13 protein-coding genes are annotated in these 14,216 nt (G+C 71.0%); 12 read left to right on the top strand and 1 reads right to left on the bottom strand.

The window, feature by feature from the left end; translation table 11 throughout:
- Positions 1-84: 84 nt before the first annotated feature.
- From BLR91_RS06020 to BLR91_RS06030, 3 genes are all read left to right on the top strand, one after another.
- Positions 85-1,065 (top strand): methylenetetrahydrofolate reductase, encoded by a 981-nt coding sequence (locus BLR91_RS06020; protein WP_089876397.1) that lies wholly within the window; start codon positions 85-87, stop codon positions 1,063-1,065.
- Positions 1,062-3,425 (top strand): 5-methyltetrahydropteroyltriglutamate--homocysteine S-methyltransferase, encoded by a 2,364-nt coding sequence (metE, locus tag BLR91_RS06025; protein ID WP_089876395.1) that lies wholly within the window; start codon positions 1,062-1,064, stop codon positions 3,423-3,425. Before BLR91_RS06020 ends, metE begins: the two co-directional genes overlap by 4 nt.
- A 91-nt stretch (positions 3,426-3,516) precedes the next feature.
- Positions 3,517-3,867 (top strand): metallopeptidase family protein, encoded by a 351-nt coding sequence (locus tag BLR91_RS06030; protein ID WP_018191444.1) that lies wholly within the window; start codon positions 3,517-3,519, stop codon positions 3,865-3,867.
- Positions 3,868-3,965: 98 nt separating this feature from the next.
- On the opposite strand, the gene lexA is transcribed toward BLR91_RS06030, so the two are convergent.
- Positions 3,966-4,646 carry a transcriptional repressor LexA gene (gene lexA / locus BLR91_RS06035; protein WP_018191443.1) on the bottom strand — a complete coding sequence of 227 codons (681 nt, stop codon included), beginning with the start codon at positions 4,644-4,646 and terminating at the stop codon, positions 3,966-3,968.
- Positions 4,647-4,908: 262 nt separating this feature from the next.
- On the opposite strand from lexA, the gene BLR91_RS06040 reads away from it, so the two are divergent.
- The 9 genes from BLR91_RS06040 (at position 4,909) to BLR91_RS06080 (ending at position 14,212) form a co-directional block, all read left to right on the top strand.
- Positions 4,909-5,274 carry a LysM peptidoglycan-binding domain-containing protein gene (locus tag BLR91_RS06040; RefSeq protein WP_018191442.1) on the top strand — a complete coding sequence of 122 codons (366 nt, stop codon included), beginning with the start codon at positions 4,909-4,911 and terminating at the stop codon, positions 5,272-5,274.
- A 342-nt stretch (positions 5,275-5,616) separates the two neighbouring features.
- Positions 5,617-6,765, top strand: coding sequence for a histidinol-phosphate transaminase (locus tag BLR91_RS06045; RefSeq protein ID WP_089876393.1), 1,149 nt, complete (start codon positions 5,617-5,619; stop codon positions 6,763-6,765).
- Entirely contained in the window at positions 6,762-7,364 is a 603-nt protein-coding gene (hisB, locus tag BLR91_RS06050; RefSeq protein WP_018191440.1) for an imidazoleglycerol-phosphate dehydratase HisB, read from the top strand. The genes BLR91_RS06045 and hisB overlap by 4 nt, the downstream gene beginning before the upstream one ends.
- Positions 7,361-8,014 carry an imidazole glycerol phosphate synthase subunit HisH gene (gene hisH, locus BLR91_RS06055; RefSeq protein ID WP_089876391.1) on the top strand — a complete coding sequence of 218 codons (654 nt, stop codon included), beginning with the start codon at positions 7,361-7,363 and terminating at the stop codon, positions 8,012-8,014. Before hisB ends, hisH begins: the two co-directional genes overlap by 4 nt.
- A gap of 65 nt (positions 8,015-8,079) precedes the next feature.
- Positions 8,080-8,826: a bifunctional 1-(5-phosphoribosyl)-5-((5-phosphoribosylamino)methylideneamino)imidazole-4-carboxamide isomerase/phosphoribosylanthranilate isomerase PriA gene (gene priA, locus BLR91_RS06060; protein ID WP_089876389.1), complete on the top strand. Its 747-nt coding sequence runs from the start codon at positions 8,080-8,082 to the stop codon at positions 8,824-8,826.
- The gene (locus tag BLR91_RS06065) at positions 8,810-9,706 is read left to right on the top strand and encodes an SseB family protein (protein ID WP_089876387.1); all 897 of its coding nucleotides are present in this window, start codon (positions 8,810-8,812) and stop codon (positions 9,704-9,706) included. The genes priA and BLR91_RS06065 overlap by 17 nt, the downstream gene beginning before the upstream one ends.
- A gap of 45 nt (positions 9,707-9,751) precedes the next feature.
- Positions 9,752-9,970, top strand: a complete 219-nt coding sequence (locus BLR91_RS06070) for an SCO4848 family membrane protein (protein WP_089876385.1) — start codon at positions 9,752-9,754, stop codon at positions 9,968-9,970.
- A 4-nt stretch (positions 9,971-9,974) separates the two neighbouring features.
- Positions 9,975-10,541: an HhH-GPD-type base excision DNA repair protein gene (locus BLR91_RS06075; protein ID WP_089876383.1), complete on the top strand. Its 567-nt coding sequence runs from the start codon at positions 9,975-9,977 to the stop codon at positions 10,539-10,541.
- A 125-nt stretch (positions 10,542-10,666) separates the two neighbouring features.
- Entirely contained in the window at positions 10,667-14,212 is a 3,546-nt protein-coding gene (locus BLR91_RS06080; protein WP_089876380.1) for a TM0106 family RecB-like putative nuclease, read from the top strand.
- Positions 14,213-14,216 lie beyond the last annotated feature (4 nt).

Genomic DNA, 14,216 nt, shown 5'->3' on the forward strand with positions numbered 1-14,216 from the left:
AGTGAATCCCTCCCTGTGCCGAGCGGCCTGTGCCGAGCGCGGGTGGGACGTCCTTGTGCCGCTGTCCGACCATCCGAGGAACCCATGAGCTGTACCGAGGCCCGGTTCTCCTTCGAGCTGTACCCGCCGCGCACCGAACGCGCCGCGGCGGCGCTGCCGGGGACGATCGACCTGCTGGCCGCGACGCGTCCGGATTTCATCTCCGTGACGTACGGCGCCGGCGGCTCTTCGCGGACCGCCTCCCTCGACGTGCTGCGCTACATCATCGAGCACACCGACGTCAGCCCGATGGCCCACCTCACCTGCGTCGGCTCGTCGCACGAGGAGGCGCACCGGCTGATCCGCGACTTCCTCGACGCGGGCGTTCGCCGCTTCCTCGCGGTCCGCGGCGACCCGCCGGAGGGGCTGGCCGAAGGGGACGACGGAATCGGGGACATCCGCACGACCGCGGAGCTGGTGCAGCTCATCCATCGCGTCCAGGCCGAGCGGGTCCCGTACGGCGAGCTGGCCGTTCCCGAGCTGCACGCGCAGGCCGTGCTGGAGCATCGCGAGCATGTGCAGATCGCCGTCGCCGCCTTCCCGAACGGGCATCCGTCGTCGCATTCGGTCTCGCAGGACATCGACGCCCTGCTCGCCAAGCAGGCGGCCGGGGCGAACCTGGGGATCACGCAGCTGTTCTTCCACGCCGAGGACTACTTCCACTTCACCCAGCGCGCGGCCGAGGCGGGCGTGACGTTCCCCATCCTGCCGGGCATCATGCCGGTGACGAGCCCCGCACGCCTGAAGCGGATGCTGGAGCTCAGCGGCGAGGACCTCCCGAGCGACCTCGCGATCGAGCTGGAGGTCGAGCCGACCGACGAGGGTCGCCGCGAGATCGGCATCGCCTGGGCGGCCCGGCTCGGCGAGCGGCTGCTCGCCGGCGGCGCCCCCGGACTCCACCTGTACACGTTCAATCAGCACGAGGCCGTCCTGTCCGTGCTGGACCGCATCGGCGCCCTCCCGGCGGCGAGCGAGACCGCATCCACCACCCCGGCGAACCCGGCCACCGAGAAGGAACCAGCATGACCGACACCACCTCCGCCGCTTCGGGCCGCCCCGCGTTCCCGGCGGGCACCATCATCGGCTACCCACGCATCGGCCGCCGCCGAGAGCTGAAGAAGGCCGTCGAGGCGTTCTGGGCGGGCAGCATCGACGCGGACGAGCTGGAGTCGGCTGCGGCCGACCTGCGCGCCGCCACGCGTGAGCGGCTCGCGACCCTCGGCCTCGGCCGCACCGATGCGTCCATCCCGGAGAGCTTCAGCTTCTACGACCAGGTGCTGGATGCGGCGGTCACCGTCGGCGCCGTGCCCTCGCGGTTCGCGGGGCTCGCCTCGGCCGACGGCTCCGTCGACCTGGCCGGCTACTTCACGATCGCCCGCGGCGAGGGGGAGAACCCGCCGCTGGAGATGACGAAGTGGTTCGACTCTAACTACCACTATCTCGTGCCGGAGATCGGCCCGGAGACGGCGTTCCGGCTGGCCTCGGACCGCATCGTCCGCGAGTTCGAGGAGGCCCGCGCTGCGGGGTTCGTCACGCGTCCGGTCATCGTCGGGCCGGTGACCTTCCTGCTGCTGAGCAAGGCGGCCGACGACGCCCCGGAGGGGTTCCGTCCGCTCTCGCGCCTGAGCGACCTGCTGCCCGTCTACGCGGAGCTGCTTTCGCGCCTGTCCGCCGCAGGCGCGCCCTGGGTGCAGCTCGACGAGCCGGCTCTCGTCAGCGAGAGCATCGACGAGCCGCGGGATGCGGTGCTCGGCGCGGTGCGCGAGGCGTACGACGTGCTCGGGCGCGCGTCCGACCGTCCTGCCCTCTTCGTTGCGGCTCCCTACGGGAGCCTCGACGACGCCCTGCCCGTCCTCGCGGCCAGCCCGGTGGAGGCGATCTCCCTCGACCTCGTGCGCGGGTCCATCCCGTCGGGGCTGGACGCGGCGACCGCATCCGCCCTCGCCGGGAAGACACTCGTCGGCGGCGTGATCGACGGGCACAACATCTGGCGCGGCGACCTCGAGGCGGCGTTCGGGAAGCTCACGGAGCTGCTGTCGCTCAGCCCCGACGTGACCGTGTCCACGTCCACCTCGCTGCTGCACGTCCCGCATGACGTGGATGACGAGCCGGACCTCGACGCGCGCTTGACGTCGTGGCTCGCCTTCGCCGACCAGAAGGTCGCCCAGGTCGCCGTGCTCGCGCGCGGGATCGTCGACGGCCACGAGGCGATCCAGGAGGAGCTGACCGCCGCGACCGCTGCGCTCGCCGACCGTGCGTCGGCGCCGGGCGTCCGCGTCCCCGCCGTCCGCGAGCGCGAGGCCGCGCTGACCGAGGACGACTTCCGTCGTGGCGCGTACGCGGACAGGCTGGCGGCGCAGGATGCCGCCCTCAGCCTCCCGTTCCTGCCCACGACGACGATCGGGTCGTTCCCGCAGACGGCCGACATCCGCCGGTCGCGCGCGCAGCTGGCGACGGGCCTCATCACCGAGGCGGAGTACCTGGGCCGCATGCGCGACGAGATCAAGCGCGTCGTCGACCTCCAGGAGGAGATCGGGATCGACGTGATCGTGCACGGCGAGCCCGAGCGCAACGACATGGTGCAGTACTTCGCCGAGAACCTGGACGGCTTCGCGGTCACGCACAACGGCTGGGTGCAGTCCTACGGTTCGCGCTGTACACGCCCGTCGATCCTCTGGGGCGATGTCTCGCGGCCCGCACCCATCACCGTCGAGTGGTCGGCGTACACCCAGAGCCTCACCGACAAGCCGGTGAAGGGGATGCTCACCGGGCCCGTGACCATCCTCGCGTGGTCGTTCGTGCGCGACGACCAGCCGCTCGGCGAGACCGCGCGACAGGTCGCGCTCGCGCTCCGAGACGAGATCGCGGACCTGGAGGAGGCGGGCATCCGCGTCGTCCAGGTGGACGAGCCGGCGCTGCGCGAACTGCTGCCGCTGAAGAAGGCGGCGCAGGGGGAGTACCTCGACTGGTCGGTCGGGTCGTTCCGCCTCGCCACCTCGGGTGTCGCCAACGGCACGCAGATCCACACGCACCTCTGCTACTCGGAGTTCGGCGTCGTCATCGATGCGATCCGGAACCTGGACGCCGACGTCACCAGCATCGAGGCGGCCCGCAGCCGGATGGAGGTCGTCCACGACATCCAGCGTTCCGGCTTCCAGCACGGCATCGGACCGGGCGTGTACGACATCCACTCGCCGCGCGTGCCGTCGGTCGCCGAGGTGACCGAATTGCTGGAGACGGCACTGGAGGCGATCCCCGGCCGTCAGCTCTGGGTGAACCCGGACTGCGGCCTCAAGACGCGCGGGTACGACGAGACGGTCGCGTCGCTGCGGAACATCATCGAGGCGACGCGCGGGGTGCGCGAGCGGGCGGCTGTGAACGCCTGACGCCTTCGCCGAGGCGATCTGCGGCCCCGGTACGCTCACGGCGTACCGGGGCCGTCGTGTTTCGGGAGAGCGTGCGTGTGAGGATGGGCGCATGGTGCGCATCCCGGACGAGGAGTTCGAGCGGATGGTCGGCGACATCTTCGATGCGCTGCCGGACGACATGGTGGGGCCGCTGGAGAACGTCGCCATCCTCATCGAGGATCAACCGGACGGCGCCCGGCCGCGGCTGTTCGGGCTGTACAGCGGACGGCCGCTGACCCGGCGCTCGGTGTACGGGTTCGGCGAGCTGCCGGACCGGATCACGCTGTTCCGCAACAATCTGGAGGCGTCGGCCGTGTCGGAGGACGACCTGCGGGCCCGGGTCCGGCTCACCCTGGTGCACGAGATTGGGCACTACTTCGGGCTTTCCGACGACCGGTTGCGGGAACTCGGCTGGGCCTAGCCCTCACTTCCCGGTGCCACGATTTGGCGCAAATCGCGGTTATGAGGCGGTCATAACCACGATTTGGCGCAAAACGTGGGGTGGGGCGGGCGGGATGCTCAGACCGCGCGGAGGACCGCGACGACTTTGCCGAGAACCTGCGAGTAGTCGCCGAGGATGGGCTCGAAGTTCGAGTTGCGCGGCAGCAACCACGTGTGGCCGTCGCGCTGGCGGAAGACCTTGACGGTCGCCTCCTCGTCGAGCATCGCGGCGACGATGTCACCGTTCTCGGCCGTGTTCTGCGCGCGGACGACGACCCAGTCGCCGTCGCAGATCGCTGCGTCGATCATCGACTCGCCGACGACCTTCAGCATGAACAGCTCGCCGTTGCCGACCAGCTGGCGGGGGAGCGGGAAGACCTCGTCCACCTGCTGCTCGGCCGTGATCGGGATTCCGGCCGCGATACGGCCGACGAGCGGGACCATCGCGGCGTCGCCGACCGGCGTCTGGTTCTCGTAGTCCGGGGCGGACTGCGACGACGACGGCAGGTCGATGAGGATCTCGAGGGCGCGCGGACGGTTCGGGTCGCGCCGGAGGTAGCCGCTCAGTTCCAGCTGGTTCAGTTGATGCGTCACGGACGACAGAGAGGAGAGGCCGACGGCGTCACCGATCTCGCGCATGCTCGGCGGATAACCGCGCTGGCTCACCGACCGCTGGATCACATCGAGGATCGCCAGCTGCTTGTCGCTCAGGTTCTTGCGGCGACGGGTGCCTCCGCGTGCCTGGTTCTCATTCGACACGGGCGTCCTCTCCTGGCGTCGGCGGTCCTGCGGGGATGCTCCCTGCAGGAATGTCGGTGGTTCCTGATCTGATGTCCTCAGACAGTCGAAACTGTATCCGCGTCGGGAAGGGAAGACAAACATGTGTTCGAGTGTGTCGCGAACTTCGTCCCCGAATTCCCGGCCTGAGGGCATCTTGCGGATTCGGACATTCGAAGATACATTCGGAACACAGCTTCGCACCCGCGAGTCTGAGGAGGTCACGACCATGAGCGCAGTACTGATGAGCGAGTCGGTTCCCACCCTTCGTGCGGTCCCGCCGCTGCCGGAGGGAGCACGGGTTCGCCTGCGTCTCACGCGGCGCGGTCGCGCGGTCCTCTCCGCCCTCGTCGCGCTGCCCCTCGTCATCGGAGCCCTCGTGTTCGCACTCAACGGCGGCGGCGCGGTCGCCACCGGTGAGCAGACGCACGTCAGCTTCCAGTACGTCACGGTGGAGTCGGGCGACTCCCTCTGGTCGGTCGCCGAGCGCGTGGCGCCGAACGCCGACCCGCGCGATGTGATCGCCGACATCGTCTCCCTGAACGGCCTCGACTCGGCAGTCGTCTCGCCCGGCCAGCAGCTCGCGGTCCCGGCGAAGTACGCGCACTAGGCGGCGTCCGGACGGTAGGCGCCGTCCGCAACTCGCGGTCGTAAACGGAGGGGATCCGCGGCTCGGAAGCCGGGATCGCCTCCGTTTCCCGTTCCCGGGCTTGCATCTCGTCGGAAGGTCCTCCGTTTCCGTCGCACGGAGGCCGGTGGCGAAAAGGGAGGGGATCGGTCGGCAGGAGGCCGGATTCGGCCGAAACGGAGGTGGATGCGGTCGCAGCACCACCGGATCTCCTCCGTTTCATCGGGCGAGCGATCTCGAGCCCTGCCTGGTGGGGCTCGTCGCGCGGCGTCGCCGGGCGTCATCCGGCGGAAGCGGGGTGACGGCGCTGGCTACGATTGAGGGGTGACTTCTCTTTCCGAGCTGCCCATCCGGGACGACCTGCGCGGTCGGTCCCCGTACGGCGCTCCGCAGCGTCCGGTGCCCGTCGCGCTCAACGTGAACGAGAACACGCATCCCGTCCCGGACGACGTCGCCGCAGACATCGTTGCCCGCGTCGCCGCTGCGGTCGGCGGAGTGAACCGCTACCCCGACCGCGAGTTCACCGAGCTCCGCACGGCTTTCGCCCGCTACCTCGGCCACGGACTGGCACCGGAGAACATCTGGGCGGCGAACGGGTCCAATGAAGTGCTTCAGCACATCCTGCAGGCCTTCGGCGGCCCCAGACGAACGCTGCTCGGGTACGCGCCCACCTACTCGATGTACCCCCTGCTCGCTTCGGGCACCGGGACCGCGTACGTCGCGGCCGCGCGCGACGCCGACTACGAGCTGACACCGGAGACGGCCGTCGCCGAGCTCCGCCGGCACAACCCGGACATCGTCATCCTCTGCTCGCCGAACAACCCGACGGGCACGCCCCTCGGACTCGACACCATCGAGGCCGTCTACGACGCCACCGACGGGATCGTCGTCGTCGACGAGGCCTACGCGGAATTCATGCCGGAGGGCGAGCCGTCCGCGCTGACCCTGCTCCCCGGCCGTCCGCGCCTGCTGATCTCGCGCACGATGAGCAAGGCGTTCGCCTTCGCCGGGGCGCGCGTCGGCTACCTCGCCGCCGACCCCGCGGTCATCGACGCGCTCCGGCTGGTGCGCCTCCCGTACCACCTGTCCGCCATCACCCAGGCAGCCGCGCTGGGCGCGCTCGCGCACGCCGACGAGATGCTCGCGACGGTCGGCGACATCCGCCGCCAACGCGACCGGCTGGTGACGGAGCTCGCACGCCTCGGCTACACGCCCCACCGCAGCGGCAGCAACTTCGTTCTCTTCGGCGGGGTGGACGACCCGCACGCGACGTTCGAAGCGCTGGCCGACCGCGGCATCCTGATCCGGGATGTCGGCATCCCGCACCACCTGCGGGTCACCGCGGGGACCGAGGCCGAGACGACCGCCTTCCTCGAGGCGCTGGCCGCGCTCGGCCGGCCCGCCGCAGAGGACGCGGGCGCCGACGAGGCCCCCGACAGGGCCCAGAGCGCCCCGGTAGACTCGGACGCATGACGAATCGCGCCGCCACGGTCACGCGGGAGACCAGCGAGTCGAGCATCGAGCTGAGCCTCGATCTCGACGGCACCGGAGCATCCGACATCCAGACGAGCGTCCCCTTCTACGACCACCTGCTGACCGCGTTCGCCAAGCACTCGCTCACCGATCTGCGTATCCGCGCGACCGGTGACACCGACATCGACGTCCACCACACGGTGGAGGACATCGGCATCGTCCTCGGCCAGGCGATCCTGGAGGCGCTCGGCGACAAATCGGGCATCTCCCGCTACGGCGACGCCCTGGTGCCGCTCGATGAAGCGTTGGTGCAAGCGGTCGTGGACATCTCCGGTCGCCCGTACCTCGTGCACACCGGCGAGCCCGCCGGCTTCGAGCTGCACCTCATCGGCGGCCACTTCACCGGCTCGATGGTCCGTCACGTCTTCGAGGCGATCACGTTCAACGCCCGCATCACCACGCACATCACCGTGGTGGGCGGTCGCGACCCGCACCACATCGCGGAGGCCGAATTCAAGGCGTTCGCGCGCGCGTTCCGCCAGGCGAAGGCGCTCGACCCGCTGATCAGCGGCATCCCCTCGACCAAGGGCGCGCTGTGACCGTGGCACGCACTCCCGGCAGCGCCCCGCAGGTCGTCGTCTTCGACTACGGGACGGGGAACGTCCACTCGGCCGTCAAGGCGCTCGAGGCCGCGGGTGCGGAGGTCGAGCTGACCGGCGATCGCAAGCGTGCGCTGGAGGCGGACGGCCTGCTGGTGCCCGGCGTGGGCGCGTTCACCGCCGTCGCCGAGGCGCTCAAGGCGTCACACGGAGACGAGGTCGTCGACCGGCGCCTCGCGGGCGGACGACCCGTGCTGGGCATCTGCGTCGGCATGCAGGTCATGTTCGAGCGCGGCGTCGAGAACGGCGTCGAGACCGAGGGGCTCGGCGAGTGGCCGGGAACGGTCGACCTCATCCGTGCCGACGTCGTGCCGCACATGGGCTGGAACACGGTGCGTGCGCCCGAGGACTCGACGTTGTTCGCGGGGCTCCGGGACGAGCGCTTCTACTTCGTCCACTCGTACGCCGCCCAGGACTGGACGCTGGAGGCGTCCGGCCCGTTCGCGCAGCCGAAGGTGACGTGGGCGGATCACGGCTCGCCGTTCGTCGCCGCGGTCGAGAACGGCCCGCTGAGCGCGACGCAGTTCCACCCGGAGAAGTCCGGCCGCGCCGGCATCCAGCTGCTCCGCAACTGGATCGGCACGCTGTAGCCGCCGTCCGGCCTTCGCCGACTCCGGCCCACCCGTCCGCGCCGCGGACCGACACGAGGAAACACATGACCGACTTCATCAGCACGCCCCGGCTCGTCCTCCTGCCCGCGGTGGATGTGGCCGACGGCAAGGCGGTGCGCCTCACGCAGGGCGAGGCCGGCAGCGAGACGAGCTACGGCGACCCGGTGGATGCCGCGGCCGAGTGGAAGGCGGCGGGCGCCGAGTGGATCCACCTGGTGGACCTCGACGCCGCATTCGGGCGGGGCGACAACCGGTCGCTGCTCAAGAAGGTCATCCGCGAGGTGGACGGTGTGAGCATCGAGCTCTCGGGCGGCATCCGCGACGACGCCTCCCTCGAGCACGCCCTCGAGGCGGGCGCGACCCGCGTCAACCTCGGCACGGCCGCGCTGGAGAACCCCGAGTGGGCCGCCAGCGCGATCGGCCGCTACGGCGAGGCGATCGCCGTCGGACTGGATGTGCGCGGTACCACCCTTGCGGCCCGCGGCTGGACCCGCGAGGGCGGCGACCTGTGGGAGGTGCTCGAGCGCCTGGAGGACGCGGGCTGCGCCCGCTACGTCGTCACCGACGTGACCAAGGACGGCACGCTGCGCGGCCCGAACCTGGAGCTCCTGCGCCAGGTGCTCGATCGCACCGAGCGCCCGGTCGTCGCCTCCGGAGGCATCTCCAACCTCGACGACATCGCCGCGCTGCGCGAGCTGGTTCCGCTCGGGCTCGAAGGCGCGATCGTCGGGAAGGCGCTGTACGCCGGCGCGTTCACGCTGCCCGAGGCGCTGGATGTCGCGGGACGCTGACGACGCCGGGACGGGCGCCGCTCCGGAGGACGCGGCGGACGCTGACGGGGTGACGCCGACGGGCCGACCCAGCGCCGAGGGCGCCGCGCGGCTGGCCGGGTTCGCCGCGTCTCTCGCCGACTCGTCCCTCGCCGACTCCGCCGGTCAGCCGTGGCAGGGGCGCGAGTTCGACGACAATCCTTTCGGTGACGACGACGGCTCCGCGCCGCCTGCGCTGCTCGGCGCGCTCGCCGCCTTCCGCGCCGGGGAGACAGGCGCGGAGACCGTCGTGGATGCGCTGCGGGATGTGCGCCTCCTCATCCCGCTGATGGCGGACCTCGGCGACGAGGGCACGAATGACGCGGGGCTGCGCGTCGACAAGACGCAGGAGTTGTCGATCGTGACGGTGGCGGGGCCGGACGGGCGCACCGTCCAGCCCGTGTTCTCCTCGGTGACGGCGTTGCAGGCGTGGAACCCGTCGGCGCGTCCCGTGCCGGTGGACAGCCGTCGGGCTGCGCTCGCCGCCGCGGCGGAAGGGACGGAGCTCATCGTCCTCGACCCGACGTCGGAGACCGAGTTCGTGCTGCGGCGGCCGGCCGTGTGGGCGGTCGCGCAGGGCACGGCGTGGGTGCCGAGCGACCGCGACGCGGAGGTGCGGGAGGCGTTCCAGCGGTCCATCGCCTCCGAGCTCGGTGTGCATGACGTCGCCCTGCTGGCGGGCGATCCCGGCAACCGCCTGGTGGGCGAGGAACTCGTGGTGCGGCTGTCGCTCGCCGCCGGCCTGACGCGCGAGGAGCTGGACGCCATCCTCTCGCGGCTGGCGCAGCGCTGGGCGGCGGACGACGTGATCGCGACGCGCGTCGACTCGCTGCGCGTGCAGCTCGTCGCCTCGGGTGACTGAGGCTGCGGCGATGCGCCGCCGCCGGCCGCTTAGGCTGGAGGCACCATGACCGTCTTCGCCGCCATCGTGCTGTTCCTCAACGCCCTGTTCAACATCTTCGCCTGGCCGCGGTTCTTCACCCGGGTCCGGAAGGATGCGCGGGCTCGGGATGCGTCGGGCCGCGCGACGCCGTTCCTCATCGTCCATGGCGTGCTGCTCGGGGTGGCCCTGCTGCTGGCCGTGCTCTCGGCGGTGGCGGGTGTGCTGCTGCTGGTGGCAGGCTGAGCGCATGGCTCTCAACATCACCGGCGACCCCGAGGCCGACGCGCTGCTCGACCAGTCGCCCTTCGCCCTGCTCACCGGCATGCTGCTCGACCAGCAGATCCCGATGGAGACCGCTTTCGCCGGTCCTGCGAAGCTGCGTGACCGGCTCGGCTCGCTCGATCCGGCGACGGTCGCGGCGCTCGACCCGGACAAGCTCGCGGAGGTCATGAAGCAGACCCCGGCCGTGCACCGCTTCCCCGGGTCGATGGCCGCGCGGGTGCAGGCGCTGGCGGCCGCGATCGTGAGCGACTGGGGCGGCGACACCGCGGCCATCTGGACGCAGGGCGACCCGGATGGCGCCGAAGTGCTGCGCCGGCTGAAGGCGCTGCCGGGCTTCGGCGAGCAGAAGGCGAAGATCTTCCTCGCCCTGCTGGGCAAGCAGAAGGGACTGACCGCCGCCGGCTGGCAGCAGGCTGCCGGCGACTACGGCAGTGAGGGCTACCGGTCGGTGGCCGATATCGTCGACGCCGATTCGCTCGCCCGCGTGCGCGACCACAAGCGGGCGATGAAGGCGGCCGCGAAGGGAAAGTGACCACAGGAAGCGGCTTTCGGCGCCCAGCCGGCCGCCCCTGTGGAGAACCCGCTGCTGTCGGTGGTCGCCGGTAGTCTCGCAGAGCGGGTGGCGCTACAGCCGTCCCGAAGCGAAGGGAGGTCGCCGTGTTCCTGCTCGACGGGATCATCGTCACGAGCGCCAGCGACCTCACTGAGGCGTCCAAGTGCGAGTTCGCTTTCCTGCGCACGCTCGATGTGAAGCTGGGGCGGCTCGAGAAGACCGAAGAGGTCGAAGACCCGATGTACGTGCGCTCGTCGCGCATGGGCGACGAGCACGAGCACCGCATCCTGGAGCGCTACCGCGAGCGGTTCGGGAGCGGCGTGGCCGAGATCGAGCGGCCGGAGCAGCTGACGGCGGAGTCGCTCGCCGACGCGGTGCGTCGCACGTCCGAGGCGTTCGAGCGCGGAGCGGAGGTCGTCTTCCAGGCGACGTTCTTCGACGGTTCGTTCGTCGGGTTCGCCGACTTCGTCGTGCGGCTGCCCGACGGCCGCTATCGGGTGCAGGATTCCAAGCTGGCCCGCAGCGCCCGCGTCACAGCGCTGCTGCAGCTCGCCGCCTACGCGGAGCAGCTGCGGCGGATGGGTGTGGATGTCGACGACACGGTCGAGCTGCTGCTCGGCGACGGCTCGGTGAGCGAACACTCGCTGAGCGACATCGAACCGGTGTACCGCAAGCGGCGCGCGCGGCTTCTGACCATCGTCGCGGAGCACGCGGCGGACACCGGGCCGGTCGTCTGGGGCGACCCGCGTTTCACGGTCGACGGGCGGTGCGACACCTGCGACGCGGAGGTGCAGGCGTCGCGCGACGTGCTGCTGGTGGCGGGTATGCGCGTGACCCAGCGGGAGCACCTCCTCGCGGCCGGCATCCCCACCATCGACGCGCTCGCCGCCTCGACCGGCTCGATCGACGGCATCCCCGAAGGCACGCTCGACGGCCTGCGCGAACAGGCGCGGCTGCAGCTGCAGGCGGTGCCGGACGCTCCGCCGCCGGTGCGGGTGTTCAACGCGCCGGTTCTCGCGGTGCTGCCGCATCCCGATCCCGGCGACATCTTTTTCGACTTCGAGGGCGATCCGCTGTACACCGAGGGAGCCGGTGAGCGCTGGAACCTCGACTACCTGTTCGGGCTGGTCGACCAGGAGGAGCGCTTCACGGCGTTCTGGGCGCACGACTTCGCGGCGGAGCGCGTGGCGCTGGAGGCGTTCCTGGCGTTCGTCCGCGACCGCCGTGCCCAGTTCCCGGGAATGCACATCTACCACTACGCGGCGTACGAGCAGACGCACCTGCTCGCCCTCGCCGCCCGCCACGGCGTCGGCGAAGAGGAGGTCGACGGCCTGCTGCGCGACAACGTGATGGTCGACCTGTATCCGCTGGTGCGGAAGGCCGTCCGGGTCGGGTCGCGGTCGTACTCGATCAAGAAGCTCGAGCCGCTCTACATGGGCGACGAGCTCCGCGAGAGCGACGTGACCACCGGCGCCGACTCGATCACCGAGTACGCCAACGCACGCGACCTGATCGCGCTCGGCCGCCTGGACGAGGCGCAGCCACTGCTCGACGACATCGGCGACTACAACCGGTACGACTGCGTCTCCACGCTGCGCCTGCGCGACTGGCTGATCTCCCGCGCGACGGAGAATGGCATCCCGATCGGCGCGGCGCCGATGGAGGAGACGGAGGCCGCACCCGAGGCGTCGCCCCTTCGCGCCGGACTGCTGGCGTTCGCCGGCGATCCGCTCGACCCGCATCGCGATGCCGACCGCCGGGCGATGGCGCTCGCCGCCGCGGCGATCGACTTCCACCGGCGGGAGCAGAAGAGCTTCTGGCAGTCGCACTTCGCGCGGTTGATCCAGCCGATCGAAGAGTGGGGCGAGACGCGCGATGTACTCGTCGTCGAGAGCGCGACGGTGTTGCGCGACTGGTATCTCGATGAGGGCCAGCGCGTCGAGCGGCGCGAGCTGCTGCTCACGGGCGCCTGGGGTGCGGGCAGTGCCGTCCGCGTGAGCGAGCGCACCGGACCGTACCTGCTCTACGAGTACCCCGGACCCTTCCGTCAGCCGCGTGCGCAGCCCGGTGCGCGCGCCTCCCGCACGGTCGCGGTGATCGACGCGCTGGAAGACGGCTCCATCGTCGTCCGCGAGACGCTGCCGCCCGAGGTCGCCCCCTACCGCGATCTGCCGAGCGCCCTCACTCCGGCCGCTCCACCGGATTCGCGGCGGCTCGGGGAGGCGATCCGCGAGTGGGGGACCGCGCTGCTGATCGCCCGGCACCATGAGACCTGGCCGGTGGATGCGACGATCGACCTGCTGCGGCGCACACCGCCACGAACCCGGTCTGGTGCCCTGGTGCCTGACCCGACGAGCAGTGGAGACGACGGGGCGAGCGACGGCACGGGACGGATCGACGCGGTCGTCGCGAGCCTGCTCGACCTCGACCGGTCGTATCTGGCGGTCCAAGGGCCTCCCGGTACGGGGAAGTCGTATCTGGGCGCGCACGTCATCGCGCGGCTGGTGGCCGAGCACGGCTGGAAGGTCGGCGTCGTCGCGCAATCGCACGCGGTCGTCGAGAACCTTCTCGACCGGGTGGTGGCCGCAGGCCTCGATCCCGAACAGGTCGGCAAGGTTCCGAGCGGGGGCCAGAAGCCGGATCAGGCGGAGGCCGTGGATGACGCGGCGGGGGAGTCGGCCGTCCGTTTCACGCCGCTGTCCGCCAACGGGCATCTAGAGTTCGCCGGCATCAACGAGGAGCGCGGGTTCGTGCTGGGCGGCACAGCGTGGGACTTCGCGAACGCCGGCCGCGTCCCGCGGGGCAGTCTGGATCTGCTGGTGGTGGACGAGGCCGGCCAGTTCTCGCTCGCATCCACCATCGCCGTGGGTGTCGCGGCGAAGAACCTCCTCCTGCTCGGCGACCCGCAGCAGCTGCCGCAGGTGAGCCAGGGGCGGCATCCCGAACCGGTCGACGGCTCCGCGCTCGGCTGGGTGAGCGACGGCCACGACGTGCTGCCGCCCGAGTACGGGTACTTCCTCGCGGAGACGCATCGCATGCATCCCGCTCTCGCGGCCGCGGTGTCGAGGCTCTCGTACGAGGGCAAACTGCGCGCACATGAGGGCGCGTCGGAACGCGAGCTCGGCGGGGTAATGCCCGGGGTGCATCCCGTGCCGGTGCTGCACGTCGGCAACTCGACCGCGTCGCCCGAGGAGGCCGAGACCGTCGTCGCCCTCGTCGACGACCTGCTCGGCCGGTCGTGGAGCGACCCGGCGGCCGGGCGCGACGATGTTCCGCTCGCGGAGGACGACATCATCGTCGTGACGCCGTACAACGCCCAGCTCGCCGAGGTGCGCGCCCTTCTCGATGCGGCGGGTCATCGCGGGGTACGGGTGGGCACGGTCGACAAGTTCCAGGGTCAGGAGGCGGCCGTCGCCATCGTCAGCCTCGCTGCGTCGTCCGCGGTCGACGTGCCGCGCGGCGTATCGTTCCTGCTCATGAAGAACAGGCTCAACGTAGCCATCTCGCGGGCGAAATGGGCGGCGTACCTCGTTCACTCGCCGGAGCTCACGGAGTTCCTCCCGACGACGCCGGCCGGGGTGGGGGAGCTCAGCGCGTTCATCCGGCTGGTGGAAGGAGCAGAGCGCACGGCCGCGCTGCCGGTCGGCTGACGCG

Origin of the sequence: Leifsonia sp. 466MF, assembly GCF_900100265.1 — a bacterium.
Taxonomy (GTDB): domain Bacteria; phylum Actinomycetota; class Actinomycetes; order Actinomycetales; family Microbacteriaceae; genus Leifsonia.

Bases quoted from the DNA above. Each gene is read 5' to 3' on its own strand.
- BLR91_RS06020 (WP_089876397.1), top strand. From the start codon at position 85: ATGAGCTGTACCGAGGCCCGGTTCTCCTTCGAGCTGTACCCGCCGCGC.
- metE (WP_089876395.1), top strand. From the start codon at position 1,062: ATGACCGACACCACCTCCGCCGCTTCGGGCCGCCCCGCGTTCCCGGCG.
- BLR91_RS06030 (WP_018191444.1), top strand. From the start codon at position 3,517: ATGGTGCGCATCCCGGACGAGGAGTTCGAGCGGATGGTCGGCGACATC.
- BLR91_RS06040 (WP_018191442.1), top strand. From the start codon at position 4,909: ATGAGCGAGTCGGTTCCCACCCTTCGTGCGGTCCCGCCGCTGCCGGAG.
- hisB (WP_018191440.1), top strand. From the start codon at position 6,762: ATGACGAATCGCGCCGCCACGGTCACGCGGGAGACCAGCGAGTCGAGC.
- priA (WP_089876389.1), top strand. From the start codon at position 8,080: ATGACCGACTTCATCAGCACGCCCCGGCTCGTCCTCCTGCCCGCGGTG.
- BLR91_RS06065 (WP_089876387.1), top strand. From the start codon at position 8,810: ATGTCGCGGGACGCTGACGACGCCGGGACGGGCGCCGCTCCGGAGGAC.
- BLR91_RS06070 (WP_089876385.1), top strand. From the start codon at position 9,752: ATGACCGTCTTCGCCGCCATCGTGCTGTTCCTCAACGCCCTGTTCAAC.
- BLR91_RS06075 (WP_089876383.1), top strand. From the start codon at position 9,975: ATGGCTCTCAACATCACCGGCGACCCCGAGGCCGACGCGCTGCTCGAC.